This window comes from Streptomyces sp. MMG1533, from assembly GCF_001279775.1.
Classification (GTDB): Bacteria; Actinomycetota; Actinomycetes; order Streptomycetales; family Streptomycetaceae; genus Streptomyces.
In genome coordinates, this window is the sequence record NZ_LGDG01000001.1 from 258,765 (window position 1) to 274,658 (window position 15,894).

17 protein-coding genes are annotated in these 15,894 nt (G+C 71.9%); 12 read left to right on the forward strand and 5 right to left on the reverse strand.

The annotated features are described in order from the left end of the window. Positions 1 to 91 precede the first annotated feature (91 nt). Together ADK57_RS01100 and ADK57_RS01105 are read left to right on the forward strand one after the other, a co-directional pair. A complete protein-coding gene (locus tag ADK57_RS01100) occupies positions 92 to 1,342 on the forward strand; it encodes an alpha-L-fucosidase (RefSeq protein WP_199830440.1) in 1,251 nt (416 codons plus the stop codon). A 166-nt stretch (positions 1,343 to 1,508) separates the two neighbouring features. Then, complete coding sequence (locus ADK57_RS01105) at positions 1,509 to 2,387, forward strand: sulfotransferase family protein (protein WP_234389890.1); 879 nt, start codon at positions 1,509 to 1,511, stop codon at positions 2,385 to 2,387. Between the two features lie 107 nt (positions 2,388 to 2,494). Here ADK57_RS01105 and ADK57_RS01110 read toward each other — a convergent pair whose 3' ends face one another. Further along, positions 2,495 to 3,667, reverse strand: a complete 1,173-nt coding sequence (locus ADK57_RS01110) for an ATP-grasp domain-containing protein (RefSeq protein ID WP_053747381.1) — start codon at positions 3,665 to 3,667, stop codon at positions 2,495 to 2,497. Positions 3,668 to 3,984: 317 nt separating this feature from the next. Between ADK57_RS01110 and ADK57_RS01115 the strand changes: the two genes are divergently transcribed. After that, positions 3,985 to 4,845 (forward strand): metallophosphoesterase family protein, encoded by an 861-nt coding sequence (locus ADK57_RS01115; protein WP_053747382.1) that lies wholly within the window; start codon positions 3,985 to 3,987, stop codon positions 4,843 to 4,845. Continuing rightward, positions 4,842 to 5,522: a 4'-phosphopantetheinyl transferase family protein gene (locus ADK57_RS01120; RefSeq protein WP_053747383.1), complete on the forward strand. Its 681-nt coding sequence runs from the start codon at positions 4,842 to 4,844 to the stop codon at positions 5,520 to 5,522. Before ADK57_RS01115 ends, ADK57_RS01120 begins: the two co-directional genes overlap by 4 nt. Before the next feature lie 34 nt (positions 5,523 to 5,556). On the opposite strand, the gene ADK57_RS01125 is transcribed toward ADK57_RS01120, so the two are convergent. Then, positions 5,557 to 5,796: a hypothetical protein gene (locus tag ADK57_RS01125; protein WP_053747384.1), complete on the reverse strand. Its 240-nt coding sequence runs from the start codon at positions 5,794 to 5,796 to the stop codon at positions 5,557 to 5,559. A 221-nt stretch (positions 5,797 to 6,017) separates the two neighbouring features. Here ADK57_RS01125 and ADK57_RS01130 point away from each other — a divergent pair, with 221 nt between their 5' ends. Further along, positions 6,018 to 7,061 (forward strand): alpha/beta fold hydrolase, encoded by a 1,044-nt coding sequence (locus tag ADK57_RS01130; RefSeq protein ID WP_053747448.1) that lies wholly within the window; start codon positions 6,018 to 6,020, stop codon positions 7,059 to 7,061. Positions 7,062 to 7,139: 78 nt separating this feature from the next. Here the strand turns inward: ADK57_RS01130 and ADK57_RS01135 are convergent, their stop codons facing one another. Further along, the gene (locus tag ADK57_RS01135) at positions 7,140 to 7,670 is read right to left on the reverse strand and encodes a hypothetical protein (protein ID WP_053747385.1); all 531 of its coding nucleotides are present in this window, start codon (positions 7,668 to 7,670) and stop codon (positions 7,140 to 7,142) included. A 32-nt stretch (positions 7,671 to 7,702) separates the two neighbouring features. Further along, on the reverse strand, positions 7,703 to 8,359 hold the full coding sequence (locus tag ADK57_RS01140) for a helix-turn-helix domain-containing protein (protein WP_053747386.1): 657 nt from the start codon (positions 8,357 to 8,359) through the stop codon (positions 7,703 to 7,705). A 224-nt stretch (positions 8,360 to 8,583) separates the two neighbouring features. Between ADK57_RS01140 and ADK57_RS01145 the strand changes: the two genes are divergently transcribed. From ADK57_RS01145 to ADK57_RS01175, 7 genes are all read left to right on the forward strand, one after another. After that, positions 8,584 to 9,258, forward strand: coding sequence for a hypothetical protein (locus tag ADK57_RS01145; protein ID WP_053747387.1), 675 nt, complete (start codon positions 8,584 to 8,586; stop codon positions 9,256 to 9,258). Between the two features lie 104 nt (positions 9,259 to 9,362). Next, complete coding sequence (locus tag ADK57_RS01150; RefSeq protein ID WP_053747388.1) at positions 9,363 to 10,514, forward strand: NAD(P)/FAD-dependent oxidoreductase; 1,152 nt, start codon at positions 9,363 to 9,365, stop codon at positions 10,512 to 10,514. Beyond that, on the forward strand, positions 10,511 to 10,813 hold the full coding sequence (locus ADK57_RS01155) for a (2Fe-2S)-binding protein (RefSeq protein WP_053747389.1): 303 nt from the start codon (positions 10,511 to 10,513) through the stop codon (positions 10,811 to 10,813). Before ADK57_RS01150 ends, ADK57_RS01155 begins: the two co-directional genes overlap by 4 nt. Further along, a complete protein-coding gene (locus ADK57_RS01160; protein WP_053747390.1) occupies positions 10,806 to 12,203 on the forward strand; it encodes an NAD(P)/FAD-dependent oxidoreductase in 1,398 nt (465 codons plus the stop codon). The genes ADK57_RS01155 and ADK57_RS01160 overlap by 8 nt, the downstream gene beginning before the upstream one ends. Positions 12,204 to 12,278: 75 nt before the next feature. Continuing rightward, positions 12,279 to 13,175: a dihydrodipicolinate synthase family protein gene (locus ADK57_RS01165; protein WP_053747391.1), complete on the forward strand. Its 897-nt coding sequence runs from the start codon at positions 12,279 to 12,281 to the stop codon at positions 13,173 to 13,175. A 39-nt stretch (positions 13,176 to 13,214) separates the two neighbouring features. Next, entirely contained in the window at positions 13,215 to 14,216 is a 1,002-nt protein-coding gene (locus tag ADK57_RS01170; RefSeq protein ID WP_053747392.1) for a proline racemase family protein, read from the forward strand. 54 nt (positions 14,217 to 14,270) lie between these two features. Next, a complete protein-coding gene (locus tag ADK57_RS01175) occupies positions 14,271 to 14,969 on the forward strand; it encodes a GntR family transcriptional regulator (protein WP_053747393.1) in 699 nt (232 codons plus the stop codon). Between the two features lie 111 nt (positions 14,970 to 15,080). On the opposite strand, the gene ADK57_RS01180 is transcribed toward ADK57_RS01175, so the two are convergent. Further along, on the reverse strand, positions 15,081 to 15,893 hold the full coding sequence (locus tag ADK57_RS01180; RefSeq protein WP_199830441.1) for an ABC transporter ATP-binding protein: 813 nt from the start codon (positions 15,891 to 15,893) through the stop codon (positions 15,081 to 15,083). Position 15,894: the final 1 nt, after the last annotated feature.

The window sequence follows — 15,894 nt, forward strand, 5'->3', positions numbered from 1 at the left end:
GCCCCAGGGGCGGGCGCGCTCGCCGCGTCCGCCCCTTTTTCCGCAGTGCCCGCAGTGCCCGCAGCCCCTTGACCTGCCGAGGAGTTCAGCCGTGCCCATGCAGCCATGGTTCACCGACGCCAAGTTGGGGATCTTCGTCCACTGGGGGATCTACGCCGTCGACGGCGTCCAGGAGTCCTGGTCGTTCTACGACGACATCGTGCCGCACGACCGGTACATGTCCCAGCTCGACCGCTTCACCGGCGCCCACTACGACCCCCGCGCCTGGGCCGACCTCTTCGCCCGGGCAGGCGCCAGGTACGCCGTCCTCACCAGCCGGCACCACGACGGCGTCGCCCTGTGGGACACCGCGTACGGCGACCTCAACCTGGGCCGTGACTACCTCACCGGCTACGCCGACGCCCTGCGCGAGAAGGGGCTCAAGGTCGGCTTCTACTACTCGCACTCCGACTGGAACCACCCCGACTACGCCACCACCCGCAAGCCGGGCCGCCCGCCGGAGATGGAGGACAACCGCTACTCCGAGTGCTCGGCCGAGGACGAGGACCTGGCTGCCTGGGAGCGGTTCATCGCCTACCGCGACGGCCAGATCCGAGAACTGGCCTCCCGCTACCGGCCCGACCTGATGTGGTTCGACGGCGAATGGGACCGCAGCGAGGAGCAATGGCGCATCAAGGAACTCGCCGCGCTCATCCGCTCCTACTCGCCCGACGTGGTCTTCAACGCCCGCATGCTCAGCGAGGGCGACTACGCCACCCCCGAACAGGGCGCCCCCATCGAACCGCCCGCGGGGCCCTGGGAGCTGTGCCTGACGATCAACGACTCGTGGGGTTTCCAGCACCACGACCACAACCACAAGTCGCTCGGCCAGCTCATCCGCTACTTCACCGAGACCATCGGCGGGGGCGGCAACCTCCTCCTCGACGTCGGCCCGATGGAGGACGGCACCATCCCCGAGCCGCAGGTCGAGCGCCTCGAAGGCCTGGGGGAGTGGATCCGCAAGCACTCCGAGGCCGTGTACGGGACGACACGAGGGCTGCCGGCCGGGCACCACTACGGACCCAGCACCCTCTCCGCCGACCGCCGCACCCTCTATCTCACCCTGTACGACATCCCGCGCGCCGAGATCGGTGTACGCGGCCTGGTCACACCGGTCCGCAGAGTCACCGTCCTCGGTACCGGCACCGAGCTCGCCCACCGCGTGGTCGGCGGGCTGCACGAGGCCGTCGGCGTGCTGTGGATCGACCCGCCCGCCGCGGCCGACCTGGACCCGCACGCCACGGTCCTCGCGGTCGAGCTGGACGGGGAGGTGGAGCTGTACCGCGGGTCGGGCCGCTTCTGACAGGCTCACCCACGGCGGTTCCCATGAAGAATTAAGAAAACGGTAAAGCGCCTGGTCACGGGCGGAATTCGCGGTTCCGTGACCACGGTGCTTCGCCTGCGCGACACCTGAAGTTCGCCTGCCGCCTCTGAGATGCGAGCGCACAGCGCGAGAGAAAGGTGTCACGGTGCGAGACCCGCGTATGTCCGCGATCGGCAAGGGACTGAGGCGTCGGGGGAGGCTGGTGAGGGAGGCGGTGAGCCCGCCGCGCCGGAACCTGGACGCCGTACCCACGCCCCGCTCCCGCCCCGCCGACGAGCAGTACACCGCCCCGTGCGCCCCGCGCCTGGTGGAGTCGCCGGTGTTCGTGCTGTCCTCGGTGCGCTCCGGCTCGACGCTGCTCAGGGTGCTGCTGAACAGTCACAGCAGGATCCGCGCCCCGCACGAGATGCATCTGCGCACGCTGCACGTCGAGTTGACCCGCGACTTCACCGCGGAGGCCATGAAGGCGCTCGAACTGGACCGGCAGGAGCTGGAGCACGTCCTGTGGGACCGGGTGCTGCACCTCGAACTCGCCCGCAGCAGCAAGGACGTCATCGTCGACAAGACCCCCGCCAACACCCTCATCTGGCCCCGGCTGCACCGATGTTGGCCCGACGCCCGCTACATCGTCCTGCTGCGCCACCCGGGCGCGGTCATCGCGTCCTTGACCAACCGCCGCACGGATCCCGACCACGACGCCATCCGCGCCGAAGTCCTCGACTACGCCGAGAGACTTCAGGAGGCGAGGCAGAGCCTGGACGCCCACGTGATCACGTACGAGGACCTCACCGCCCACCCGGAGCGCACCACGCGCGGGCTGTGCGACTACCTCGGAGTTCCGTGGGAGAGCGCCATGCTCGACTACGGCAGCAAGGACCACGGCGCCTTCCGCCCGCAGCTGGGCGACTGGTCCAGCACCATCAGGTCGGGCCGCATCCGGCCCGCGCGCGCATCCGACCCGGCAGTCGAACTGCCGCCCCGGCTGGGGGAGTTGGCCGGGAAATGGGGCTACCCGGCCGAGTGAGCCGACCCCCGTTCCCGGCCTCGGCCCCGCAGGCGCCGGACTTCGCACCGGTCATCACCCGCGCCGCCGACGCTGCGGCAGGCGCGGGTGAGGGTGCAACCGTGAGGCTAGGCCGGCGCGATGGCCGAAGCAGAGGCAGAAGCGGTCGCAGAAGCCGTGGTGCCGGGCTCCGCGGTGACCGGCTCCGCCGGCTGCGGGGCCGGCGCGGGGACCGCCGGCAGCGGGTCCTGCAGCTCCGTGCGCTGCTGGGGGATGGACACCGGCCGCAGCTGACGCGGGCCCGAGACCACCGTGTAGTCCTGGCCCAGGAACGGCGGCACGATCTCGCCCGGGTCCTCGCCCAGCGCCAACTGCACAGCCGCCCAAGGGGCGTTGACGCCGCACAGGGCCAGCTGGTGCAGTCCGCCGGCCGGGCGCGTGTTGACGTCCATCAGGACCGGCGTATCGCCGAACATCCGGAACTGGATGTTGGACAGGTAGTGCAGCCCGAAGCCCTCCGCGATCCGCCGCGCCGGCTCCAGCCACTGCTCGGCGAGCGTGAACCCGCGACGGCGGCCGTTCTTCGTGCGGCCGATGGCCAGCCGGATCCGGTTGTCGGGGCCGGTGAGACAGTCCACCGACACCTCCGGCTGCTCCAGCCGCGGCATGACCAGCCAGTCCACCGGCTCCTCGGCCTGCTTCAGCGCTTCCAGCACCAGGTCCAGCGGGACGTACGGGCTCGGGAAGCCGTTGAGGTGCACGAGCGAGAAGGGGGCGCGCGTGATCACACGGAAGCCCACCCCGCCCGCACCGGAGGCCGGCTTGAAGCATGCCTTGTGGCCGCCCGCCTCCAACTCCTCGACAGCAACGACGAGTTCGTCCGCGTTCCGTACCCGGTACCAGGGCGGAACCGGTGCGCCGATCGCCTGGACCGCCTCGTAGGCGATCACCTTGTCGTGGAAGACGGCCACGGCCTCCGGCGGCGGAGCGAGCAGGGCCGTACCGGCCGCCTCGAACTCGGCGCGGTGCGCCACGATCGCCGACTGGTGCAGCCGGGGCACGAAGACGTCGATGCCGCGCCGCGCGCACTGGTCGAGCGCGTACTCGACGTACGCGGCCGGGGACAGGCCCTCCGGCTCCAGGTCGGCCGTGTCGGCCGCGGCCAGTACCGGGGAGTCCGCGTCGCCGTGCGTTGCATGGATCTCGACGGCGCGGTCGCTGGGATTTCGCCGCAGCTGATCCATGAAGAACACGTTCTCCGCGTACGTGCGGTTGAGCCAGACGCGTACGCGAGAGACCATGCAGGCCGCCTTTCACGGTTCGCGGGCAGGGCGGAGCACGCCCGTGCCCGGGCAGGGTGGTTGGAGGGACACCAAACCGCCCCGTGCGAAAGGGCAGTCATGGGCGGGTGGTGTTGGGGCGATCATACGGCTTTGAAGCGGTGCCGCGTGCAACGTGCGTGTTACGGATTTCCCGATCATGGTTGCGCCGGTGGTGGGGCGCGTGATGAGGGCGTGTCGCCGGGGGCGTCGAAGATCGGTCGACTCGATCGGACCTTGTCCTCGGGAGGGCGGCTGTGTTCTCGTGGTTCTCCTCAGGTGCTCGGAGGGGGCGGGAAGTGACGTCGACGGCCGGCGGTGCCGGACAACTGCTGGCCATCAGCGATCTGCACATCGGGTACGAGGAGAACCGCGCGCTCGTCGAGAGGATGCGCCCCGACACGGACGAGGACTGGCTCCTGGTGGCCGGCGACGTCTCGGAGACCGTGTCCGACATCCGCTGGGCCCTGGAGACCCTCGCCGGCCGCTTCCGCAAGGTCGTGTGGGCCCCCGGCAACCACGAACTGTGGACCCACCCGAAGGACCCCGTCACCCTGCGCGGAGTCGCCCGCTACGACCACCTCGTCGCCCTGTGCCGGGAACTCGGCGTGACGACACCCGAGGACCCCTACCCCGTGTGGGAGGGCCCCGGCGGCCCGGTCGTCGTCGCACCGCTGTTCCTGCTGTACGACTACTCCTTCCTGCCGGCCGGCTGCGCGACCAAGGAGCAGGGACTGGAGTACGCGCACGGCACGGGCATCGTCTGCAACGACGAGTACCTGCTGCACCCCGACCCGTACCCGTCCCGCGAGGCCTGGTGCCGGGCCCGGGTCGCCGGGACCGAACGCAGACTCGCCGCCCTGCCCGACGACCTGCCCACGATCCTCGTCAACCACTACCCGCTGGACCGGCACCCCACGGACGTCCTGTGGCACCCCGAGTTCGCCATGTGGTGCGGCACCGACCGCACCGCCGACTGGCACCGCAGGTTCCGCGTCGAGACCATGGTCTACGGCCATCTCCACATTCCCCGGACCACCTGGCACGAGGGCGTCCGCTTCGAGGAGGTCTCGGTGGGATACCCCCGCGAGTGGCGCAAACGACCGGATCCGCCCGGGCGGCTGCGTCGGATCGTGCCGAGGGAGGCCGGGGCGCGGTGATCGAGGAACTGCTGCCGGCCACGGTGGTGGCCGTGGAGGCTTACGGCAACGACGAGCCCGGGAACGGGGGGCTGTACCCCGAGGAAGAGGCCGTCCTGGCACAGGCGGTGCCCAAGCGGCGCCGCGAGTTCGCCGCCGTACGCACCTGCGCCCGCCGGGCCATGGAGAAGCTCGGTGTGCCGCCGCAGCCCGTCCTGCCCGGGGAACGCGGCGCGCCGCGCTGGCCGGCCGGCCTCACCGGCAGCATGACCCACTGCGACGGATACTGCGCCGCCGCCCTGGTCCGCGCCACCGACCTGGCCTCACTGGGCATCGACGCCGAACCCGACGGCCCGCTCCCGGACGGCGTCCTGCTCTCGGTGTCCCTGCCCGCCGAGAGGGACCGGCTGCTCCGGCTCGCCCAGGACCGTCCCGGCCCGCACTGGGACCGGCTCCTGTTCAGCGCCAAGGAATCCGTCTACAAGGCGTGGTTCCCCCTCACCGGGCAGTGGCTGGACTTCAGCGAGGCCGACATCGAGCTCTCCGTCGACCCCGGCGAGCGGCTGGGCGGCACCCTCCGCGCCGAACTCCTCGTACCGGGTCCGTCGGTGGGCGGCCGGCGGCTAGGACACTTCGAGGGTCGCTGGACCGCCCGGCGGGGGCTGGTGGCGACGGCGGTCGCCGTGCCGCACGCCTGACGGCCTTCACGCGGCACGACCGACCCGTCCTGCGCTACGCGTCGGGTGGGCACCAGGTGTGCAGCAGCCGGAAGAACGCCTCCTCGTTGCCCACCAGCCCCGCCCGTGCCAGGGCCTGTTCCGCCTCGGCGAGAACGGCGGGCGGAACCACGGGTGGTCGGGCGGCCTCCGGCGGGCCGGGCGACACGTCGAAAGCCGCTCGCACGGTGTGCAGCAGCCGCAGATAGGCCTGTACGGCGGTGCGCTCGCGGTCGGTCAGTACGGCGGTGGGCATCGGGCGGCTCCCCCATGTCGGCGTCGTCGGTCGTGCGCCCCCGGACGGCGGCGCACTTCCAGCTTGCCGCCCGCCACTGACAATCCGGCTCCGCAGGACGTCGGTTCGCCCGCTTAGCGGAGGCGAAACCTCCCCGAAATCCCCGGTGGGAATGGGCCCCTACGCTGGAGTGAAGGGCTTTCGGCCGCCAGGCCGCGGCCATGGAAACGGGAGGCGAGCGCGTGGTCGACGCCCCGCGACGTCGCCCCGCGCGCACCGTACGGCTGCGCTCGGTGAGCGACGCAGAACTCGAGTTGCAGTACCGCGTCGTGCACGGCTACCGCCGGGCCTTCCGCATCGCCGGTGAGGGACCGGTGCTGGTGCTCATCCACGGCATAGGGGACTCCTCGGCGACCTGGGCCGAACTGATCCCGGATCTCGCCCGCACCCACACCGTGATCGCCCCGGACCTGCTCGGCCACGGCGAATCGGACAAGCCGCGCGCCGACTACTCGGTGGCCGCGTACGCCAACGGTGTGCGCGACCTGCTCACCACCCTCGGCATCGAGTCCGCGACCCTCGTCGGACACTCGCTCGGCGGGGGAGTGGCGATGCAGTTCGCCTACCAGTTCCCCGAGCGCACCGAACGGCTCATCCTGGTCAGCGCGGGCGGCGTGGGCCGCGAGGTCAACCCCGTCCTGCGGATGGTGTCCCTGCCCGGCGCCCACCTCATGCTCGCCGGCCTTCGCCTGCCCGGCATGCGCCTCCAAGTGGGCCTCGCGGTCCGCCTGATGAAGCTCCTGGACACCGACCTCGGCCAGGACGCCCCGGAGTTGCTCACCCTCGTGGACGCGCTGCCCGACGAGACCTCGCGCAACGCCTTCATCCGCACTCTGCGGGCGGTCGTCGACTGGCGCGGGCAGGTCGTGACCATGCTCGACCGCTGCTATCTGACCGAGGGCATGCCGACCATGCTGCTGTGGGGCGACCGGGACAGTGTGGTGCCCGTACGGCACGCCTACGGGGCGCACGAGGCGATGCCGGGCAGCCGCCTGGAGATCTTCGAGCAAGCCGGCCACTTCCCGTTCCACACCGACCCGGCCCGCTTCGTCGCCCTCGTCGAGGAGTTCACCGCGGGTACGGAACCGGCCCACTGGAGCCGCGAGCACTGGCGCGACCTGCTCTGCTCGGGCCGCCCGGGCACCTTGGCCGGCCGCCCGGACACCGCCCGCAGCCGGGCTGTGGAGCGCGACCTGCGAGAAGCCAGCGAACGCAGCGCGACGTGACGACGGCTCGGTCGCCCAGGGGCGCCGAAGCCCTGGTGCGGGCAGGTCGGTCTGCTTGACCGGCGCAGGCGAGGGGGTTCAGCCCTGCGGCCCCAGGTAGCCCAGCGACGCCTCGATCCGCCCCGCCAGATGATCGCGTTGTACCGGGCCCCGCAGTGACGAACCGGCGAGCCAGGTGCGGCACTTGCTGGCGAGGAGCAGGCCGAAGCGTTCGGCCTCCTTCTCGTCGGCCTGGTCGAAGCGGCTGCGGGCGGCGACCTTCAGTACTGTCGCCTGCAGGTCCGCGTCGTCGCACAGTAAACGGGCAGCGACGGCCGCGCCCTCGACGTGGTGGCTGCAGTGGCCGGCGTTCATGTGCCACAGCTCGTGGCCGAGGATCACCAACTGGTGGTCGGGCGCGGTGCGTTCCTCGATCACCACGAGGTCCTGGTCGGCCATGTCGAGCCACAGTCCGCTGGCCGTGCCGGGCGGAAAGGCGGACGTACGGAAGTGGACCGGGCGGCCCCGCCGTCTGCTCATCGTGTCGCACAGCGCGCCGTACAGGTCCGCGGGCCGTGCCGGGGCGGGAAGGGTCAGCTCCGCTACCAGCTCGCCGCACAGGCGGCGCATTTCCTTACCGATGCCCACAGTTCTCCCCCGGATCACGACTCGGGCCGCTTGACGCTTTCCAAGAGCATGTCCAGCCACTCCGCCACCTTGTCGCGGTGCTGGTCGGTGGGCAGCTGCGCGGCCCGCCAGGCGATCCCACGGACGCCGTGGTCCTGCAACAGCCGCTCCAGCGGATCGTCGGCGACCGCGGCCGCCTCCCGCTCACGGTCGGCGAGTTTCTGCAGAAGCTCCTGCTCGGTGCGCTGCAGGGTGCCCGCCAGCGCCTCGGGGTCCTCGGCCGTGAGGAACCCGGCGTGCACCCGGAAGAAGCGCTGGATGGCGTCGCAGTGCTCCATGGTGGGACGCCGGTCGCCGTTGATGAGCGCCCCGGCCTGCTGCCGGGACATGCCGGCGCCGTCGGCGATCTCCTGCTGGGTGTACTTGCGTCCGTTCGGCTTGAGCCGGGTGCGACGCAGCAGGTCCAGGCGTTGCAGGAACCGGGCCTGCACATCGGGCTCGCCCGCGGGGCGGCCGCTCAGCAGGGCCTTGACGACCGGCTCGGTCACGCCGGAGGCGACCGACAGGCGGCCGGTGTCGAAGACCTCCGCGTGCGGCACGCCGAGCCGGTCCGCGAGCGCGGTGACACGGACGACGACGGCCGGCAGCACAGTCGACGCCACGTCGCCCGGGCCTTCGAAGCCTTCCGACACCGACAGATCTCCTACGTTTCTCACTGGCTTCTCACAAGCGGTTGCCGTGAACTTCCCGGAGAGTAGCGGGTTGTTCGAACTTACATCCAGGTCTCGCCACAACTGTGGCCAATTTCAGCCGTCAACAAGCGCGGAATGCCACGATAGTTGACACGACTTGCGTCGGGGCAGCAGGATCAACAACGCCGCGAGAAGGCCGCATAGGCAAGAGGGGTGACCTCCCGATGGCATTTCAGGCAGGTGGGCAGCGGTCGGTGCCGCGGCCCGTCCCCGAGAGTCTTGAGGCCCAGGCTTATCTACAGGACTATGTCGCGCTCCTGGAGGCCGTCCCCTTCCCGTCCGTCGTCGTGGATCACCGCTGGGACGTCGTCCTGGCCAACATCGCTTTCGCGTCACTTTTCCGTGGTGTGGGGCCCCATCCGACAGCGATGCCGGGTGACAACTTCCTGAGGTTCGTCCTCTTCCACCCGGACGCGAGTTCCGTCCTCGGCGAGCACGAGTCGCGCTGGTGCCTGCCGATGCTGGCGCACTTCGCCGCCGCCGTGGAGCGGCACGGCCACGACCACGGCCTCCAGTCGATCCGCCGGGACATCGCCCAGGACCCGATCATGGAGGCCGCCTACCGGCAGGGCCTGCCGCACTGGATCCGCGCGGTCGGCGAGCAGGCCGTGGAGCACGACGGCGCGGTCCGCCCGGTGAAGCACCCCGACCCGCGCTGGGGCGCCACCGAGTGCCGGGTCGTCGACGAGACGCCCAGGACCCTGGCAGACATGGGCTACACCCGGCTGACGCTGGTCCTGCGCCCCGCCCGCCGCCCGGTGGCCCCGGCGGCGCGACGGACGGCCCGCCCGCGCCGTACGGCGGGGCACCTCAGCGTGGTGCCCGCCCCCGAGGTCTGACAGGCACCGTCGGCGTTCAGGTCGCCGACGGCGCCTCGTCAAAGCGCGTTCCCCCGTTGTGTGGTGGCATTCCCAGGTAGGGAAGCATGTGACATAGTACTGATGTGAGCGAGCGACTGACCTGCGATGTCGTGGTCGTCGGAGCCGGAATGGTCGGCGCCGCCTGCGCCCTGTACGCGGCCAGGGCCGGCCTCGACGTCACCGTCGTCGACCGCGGCTCGGTGGCCGGAGGTACGACCGGCGGGGGCGAGGGCAACCTGCTGGTCTCCGACAAGGAGCCGGGGCCGGAGCTGGACCTGGCGCTGCTGTCCGGCCGACTGTGGAGCGAACTCGCCGAGGAACTCGGGGAGTTCGTGGAGTACGAGGCCAAGGGCGGTGTCGTCGTGGCCTCTTCGCCCGGCGGGCTCGCCGCACTGGAGCGTTTCGCCGACGAACAGCGGGCCGCCGGAGTGGTCGCCGAACCGGTCGCGGGCGACGCACTGTACGACCTCGAACCCCACCTCGCGCCGGGGCTGCCCGGCGCCGTCCACTACCCCCAGGACTGCCAGGTGATGCCCGCCCTGGCCGCCGCCCACCTGGTCCGTGCGTCGGGCGCCCGCCTGCTCACCGGCCGGACCGTGACCGAGGTACTGCGCACCCCGGCCGGAACCGTGCGCGGAGTCCGTACCGACCACGGGGACATCCACGCTCCCGCCGTCGTCAACGCGGCCGGCACCTGGGGCGCCGAACTGGCCGCCCTCGCCGGAGCCTTGCTCCCGGTCCTCCCGCGCCGCGGCTTCGTCCTCGTCACCGAACCGCTCCCGCGCAGGGTCCGCCACAAGGTGTACGCCGCCGACTACGTGGCCGACGTGGCCAGCGACTCGGCCGCGCTGCAGACCTCGCCGGTCGTCGAGGGCACGGCGGCCGGGCCGATCCTGATCGGCGCGAGCCGGGAACGGGTCGGCTACGACCGGACGTTCTCGCTGCCGGTCGTACGGGCCCTGGCGGCGGGCGCGACCCGGCTGTTCCCCTTCCTCTCGGACGTCCGCGCCATGCGCGCCTACCTCGGCTTCCGCCCCTACATGCCCGACCACCTGCCCGCCGTCGGCCCCGACCCCCGCGTCCCCGGGCTGTACCACGCCTGCGGTCACGAGGGCGCGGGCATCGGCCTCGCCACCGGCACCGGGCGCCTGATCGCGCAGACGCTGACCGCGAAGAGCCCCGACCTGGACCTGACGCCGTTCCGGCCCGACCGCTTCACCGAGGAGGCCGCGTGAGCTCTCCCCTGGACCTGGCCGGCGCCCGGCCGGGCCCCGCCTTCACGGTCACCCTGGACGGCCGCGAGATCGAGGCACTGCCCGGCCAGACGATCGCCGCCGCACTCTGGGCGGTCGGCGTCACTTCCTGGCGCACCACCCGCGGCGCGGGCCGGCCGCGCGGTGTCTTCTGCGGGATCGGCGTCTGCTTCGACTGCCTGGTGACCGTCAACGACCGCCCGAACCAACGCGCCTGTCTGGTGCCCCTGCACCCGGGCGACGCCATCCGTACGCAGGAGGGGACGGGCCACGATGACTGACCGACCGCATCTCGCGGTGATCGGCGCGGGTCCGGCCGGTCTCGCCGCCACCGTCGCCGCCGCGTCTGGGGGCATCCGGGTCACGCTGGTCGACTCGGCGGCGGACGCGGGCGGGCAGTTCTACCGGCAGCCCGCAGCCGCACTTGGAGCCCGCCGCCCGCAGGCCCTGCACCACCGGTGGCGGACCTGGGTGCGACTGCGGGACGGCTTGCGCACCCACGTAAAGGCGGGCACAGCACGACATTTGACGAATCATCATGTGTGGTTCGTCGAGCGGCACGAACACGGCTTCACCGTGCACGCGCTGCTCGGCCCCGAGCAGGTGGACCCGGTCGAGGTGCGCGCCGACGCCGTCCTTCTCGCCACCGGGGGCTACGAGAAGGTGCTGCCCTTCCCCGGCTGGACCCTCCCCGGTGTCGTCACCGCGGGCGGCGCCCAGGCCATGCTCAAGGGCGCCCTCGCGGTGTCCGGCCGCAGCGCCGTCGTCGCCGGGACCGGGCCGCTGCTGCTGCCCGTGGCGACCGGCCTCGCCGCGGCCGGGGTGGAGGTGGCCGCGCTCGTCGAGTCCGCCGGCCCCAAGGCGTTCGTACGACGGACCCGCGCACTCGTCGCCCAGCCGGGCAAGGTCGCCGAAGGCGCCCAGTACGCCGCCCGGTTGCTGCGCCATCGGGTCCGGCTCCTCGCGGGGCATGCCGTCGTCGAGGCGCACGGCACCGAGCGGCTGGCAGCGGTCACCGTCGCCGCGCTCGACACCGACGGGCGGGTGCGGCCCGGCACCGAGCGCCGCATCCCCTGCGACACCCTCGCCGTCGGCCACGGCATGCTGCCGCACACCGATCTCGCTCAGACATCGGGATGCCGGCTCGACGGGCCGGACGTCCACGTCGACGACGAGCAGCGCACCAGCGTCCCCGGCGTCTGGGCGGCGGGCGAGACCACCGGCATCGGCGGCGCCGCCCTCTCCCTCGCCGAGGGCCACATCGCCGGACGCTCCGTCGCGGCCCGTCTGCAGGACACCGACCCCGACCCGCGCGCATGGGCGGCGGCAGCCAGGACCCGTGCCCGGCTGCGGGCCTTCTCCGCCGCATTGGACAGCGTGTATGCCCCGCCCGCCCACTGGACCGAGCAGGTCACCGACGACACCGTCGTCTGCCGTTGCGAGGAGGTCACCGGCGGCGCGATCCGAGAGGCCGTGACGGAGTTGGGCGCCGGCGACCCGCGCACCGTGAAGCTGCTGACGCGGGCCGGGATGGGCTGGTGCCAGGGCCGGGTGTGCGGGCCCGCGGTCGCGGGGCTCGCCGGGTGCGAGCTCACGCCGTCCCGGCGGCCGTTCGCCCGCCCGGTGCCGTTGGGGGTGCTGGCCCGGGCCGGGGAGTCCGAGGAGCACTGAGTCCACCACGACGCCCGCTGTCCTGGACCTCTGCCACACAGTAAAATGTCACACCCTATTGAGATGGGACCCCGGATGACCACCACCGAGCCCCGCCCCTGGCGCGGCGTCCTCGTCGCCACCGCCCTTCCGCTGAACGACGACCTCTCCGTCGACTACGACAAGTTCGCCGAGCACTGCGCCTGGCTGGTCGACAACGGCTGCGACGGCGTCGTACCGAACGGCTCGCTCGGCGAGTACCAGGTGCTCACCCCCGAGGAGCGGGCCAGGGTCGTCGAGACGGCCGTGGCCGCCATCGGCGGCGAGCGCGTGATGCCCGGCGTCGCCGCCTACGGCTCCGCCGAGGCCCGCCGCTGGGCCGAGCAGGCGCGCGACGCGGGCTGCGCCTCCGTGATGCTGCTGCCGCCCAACGCCTACCGCGCCGACGAGCGCTCCGTCCTCGCCCACTACGCGGAGGTCGCCGAGGCGGGTGTGCCGATCGTCGCCTACAACAACCCCATCGACACCAAGGTCGACCTGGTGCCCGAACTGCTCGCCAAGCTGCACGGCGAGGGCTGCATCCACGCCGTCAAGGAGTTCTCCGGCGATGTCCGCCGCGCCTACCAGCTCGCCGAACTCGCCCCCGGACTCGACCTGTTGATCGGTGCGGACGACGTCCTGCTGGAGCTCGCGATCGCCGGCGCCAAGGGCTGGGTGGCCGGCTATCCGAACGCGCTGCCCGCCGCCACCGTCGAGCTCTACCGCGCGGCCGTCGGCGGCGACCTGGGCACCGCCAGGAAGCTGTACGAGCAACTGCACCCGCTGCTGCGCTGGGACTCCAAGGTCGAGTTCGTCCAGGCCATCAAGCTGTCCATGGACATCGTCGGCCGCCACGGCGGCCCCGTGCGCCCGCCGCGCGTCCCGCTGCTGCCCGAGCAGGAGGCCGCCGTCCGCGCCGCCACCGAGAAGGCGGTCGCGGCCGGACTCGCGTAAGGCAATTCCCGTCGGTCCGTCACGTTCACCAGGAGCGTCATGCGCAGCAAACTCGTCCTGCACGCCGTCGACTCGCACACCGAGGGCATGCCCACCCGCGTGATCACCGGCGGCATCGGCACGATCCCCGGCGCGACCATGAACGAGCGGCGCCTGTACTTCCGTGAGCACCGCGACGACATCAAGCAGCTCCTGATGAACGAACCGCGCGGCCACGCGGCCATGAGCGGCGCCATCCTCCAGCCGCCCACCCGCCCCGACTGCGACTGGGGCGTCGTCTACATCGAGGTCTCGGGCTACCTGCCCATGTGCGGGCACGGCACGATCGGCGTGGCGACCGTGCTCGTCGAGACCGGCATGGTCGAGGTCGTCGAGCCGGTCACCACGATCCGGCTCGACACCCCGGCGGGCCCGGTCGTCGCCGAGGTGGCGGTTCAGGACGGCGCCGCGCAGGCGGTCACGCTCAGGAACGTCCCGTCCTTCTCCGTCGGCCTCGACCGCAAGATCACGCTCGCCGACGGGCGCACGATGACATACGACATGGCATACGGCGGCAACTTCTACGCCATCCTGCCGCTGGAGCAGTTCGGGCTGCCCTTCGACCGGGCCCGCAAGGACGACATCCTCAAGGCCGGCCTGTCCCTGATGGAGGCGATCAACGCCGAGGAGGAACCCGCCCACCCCGAGGACCCGTCCATCCGGGGCTGCCACCACGTCCACCTGATCGCCCCCGGAGCCACCGCCCGCCACTCCCGGCACGCGATGGCGATCCACCCCGGCTGGTTCGACCGCTCGCCCTGCGGGACCGGCACCAGCGCCCGCATGGCACAGCTCCATGCGCGGGGCGAACTGCCCCTGAACACCGAGTTCGTCAACGAGTCCTTCATCGGCACGCACTTCACCGGTCGTCTCCTCGGCACCACCGAGGTCGCAGGCCGCCCGGCCGTCCTGCCCAGCTTCACCGGCCGCGCCTGGATCACCGGAACCGCCCAGTACCTGCTCGACCCGACCGATCCGTTCCCGGCGGGATTCGTCCTCTAGACGTCGAGGACAATGGCCGGTGTCGCGTGACATTGCACAACTAGGAGACGTCCCATGGCCGCCCAGCGCACCAGCGCCGCCCCGTCCGCCGCTGCCCCCGCCCTGCCCACGCTGGGCGGCAAGAAGAGCAGCTACCGCGAGCGAGTCGCGGACGCGCTGCGGGCCGCGCTGATCGCCGGTGAACTGCGCCCCGGCGACGTGTACTCGGCGCCCACGCTCGCCGCACGCTTCGGCGTCTCCGCGACGCCGGTGCGCGAGGCCATGCTGGACCTGGCCAAGGAGGGCCTGGTCGACACCGTCCCCAACAAGGGCTTCCGGGTCACCGCCGTCTCCGAGAAACAGCTCGACGAGTACACCCACATCCGTGCCCTCGTCGAGATCCCCACGGTGGTGGACCTGGCCCGGACCGCCGACCCGGTGTCGCTGGAGGCGCTGCGGCCGGCCGCCCGGGAGATCGTCCACGCCGCCGTGGCCGGTGACCTCATCGCCTACGTCGAGGCCGACACCCGCTTCCACCTCGGTCTGCTCGCCCTCGCGGGCAACGCGCACCTCGTAGAGGTGGTCGGCGACCTGCGGGGGCGCTCCCGCCTGTACGGCCTGACCGCGCTGCTGGAAGGGGGCCGTCTGCTGGCTTCGGCCGAGGAGCACCTCGAACTCCTCGACGCCCTGCTGGCCCGTGACCCGGAGGCGGTACGCGAAGTCATGACCCGTCATCTCGGCCATGTCCGCGGCCTGTGGGCGGCCCGCGGCTAGGAGGTGCCGTTCGGATCATCCCGGGTCCGCGACGCCTGGCACGGCGCCTCACCGCGTCGTCGCATCACCCCAGTACGCCCAGTCCGCCCAGTACGCGGGTAATGCTCCGCTTCAGTGAGGCGGAGGCGTATCTGCCTTGACGGCACCCGTCCCGCGCTTCGCCGCCTGGATCTGCTCGTACACATGGGTCCGCAGCTCGGCGAAGCGCGGGGCGACCCGGGTGTGCAACTGGTCGCGTTCGGCGGGCAGATCGACCTTGAGCTGCTCCTGTACGACGGTGGGGGAGGCCGACAGCACGACCACCCGCTCGCCCAGGTACACGGCCTCGTCGATGTCGTGGGTGACGAACAGGATCGTGATCCCGCGCTCCCGCCACAGCCCCCGCACGAGGTCTTCCAGGTCGGCGCGGGTCTGTGCGTCCACTGCCGCGAACGGCTCGTCCATCAGCAGGACCTGGGGCTCGTACGCCAACGCGCGGGCGATGGCGACCCGCTGCTGCATACCGCCGGACAGCTGCCAGGGGTAGGCGCCCGCGGCGTCCGCGAGCCCGACCGACTCCAGCGCGTCCGCCACCAGCTCCCGGCGTCGCGTCTTGCTCAAGTCCTTCTGTTTCAGGGGGAGTTCGACGTTCTGGGCGACCCGCATCCAGGGGAACAGGCTGCGCCCGTACTCCTGGAAGACGAACGCCATCCCGGGCGGCGGCCCGTTCACCTTCCGCCCCTCCAGCAGGACTTCACCGCCGGTCGGCGTCAGCAGTCCGCCCATGCACTTCAGCAGGGTCGTCTTGCCGCAGCCCGACGGGCCGACGAGGCAGACGAGTTCGCCCGCCTCGACGGTGAAGGTGAGGTCGCGCACCGCCTCCACGCGGCGGCCGGACCCCTCGTAGACCTTTTTCAGGCCGGATACGGCGAGAAGCGGGTGCATG

Excerpts from the sequence above, each read along its gene's own strand:
- ADK57_RS01110 (WP_053747381.1), bottom strand. The coding sequence starts at position 3,667 with ATGGTCTCTCGCGTACGCGTCTGGCTCAACCGCACGTACGCGGAGAAC.
- ADK57_RS01125 (WP_053747384.1), bottom strand. The coding sequence starts at position 5,796 with ATGCCCACCGCCGTACTGACCGACCGCGAGCGCACCGCCGTACAGGCC.
- ADK57_RS01135 (WP_053747385.1), bottom strand. The coding sequence starts at position 7,670 with ATGCGCCGCCTGTGCGGCGAGCTGGTAGCGGAGCTGACCCTTCCCGCC.
- ADK57_RS01145 (WP_053747387.1), top strand. The coding sequence starts at position 8,584 with ATGGCATTTCAGGCAGGTGGGCAGCGGTCGGTGCCGCGGCCCGTCCCC.
- ADK57_RS01160 (WP_053747390.1), top strand. The coding sequence starts at position 10,806 with ATGACTGACCGACCGCATCTCGCGGTGATCGGCGCGGGTCCGGCCGGT.
- ADK57_RS01165 (WP_053747391.1), top strand. The coding sequence starts at position 12,279 with ATGACCACCACCGAGCCCCGCCCCTGGCGCGGCGTCCTCGTCGCCACC.
- ADK57_RS01170 (WP_053747392.1), top strand. The coding sequence starts at position 13,215 with ATGCGCAGCAAACTCGTCCTGCACGCCGTCGACTCGCACACCGAGGGC.
- ADK57_RS01175 (WP_053747393.1), top strand. The coding sequence starts at position 14,271 with ATGGCCGCCCAGCGCACCAGCGCCGCCCCGTCCGCCGCTGCCCCCGCC.
- ADK57_RS01180 (WP_199830441.1), bottom strand. The coding sequence starts at position 15,893 with ATGCACCCGCTTCTCGCCGTATCCGGCCTGAAAAAGGTCTACGAGGGG.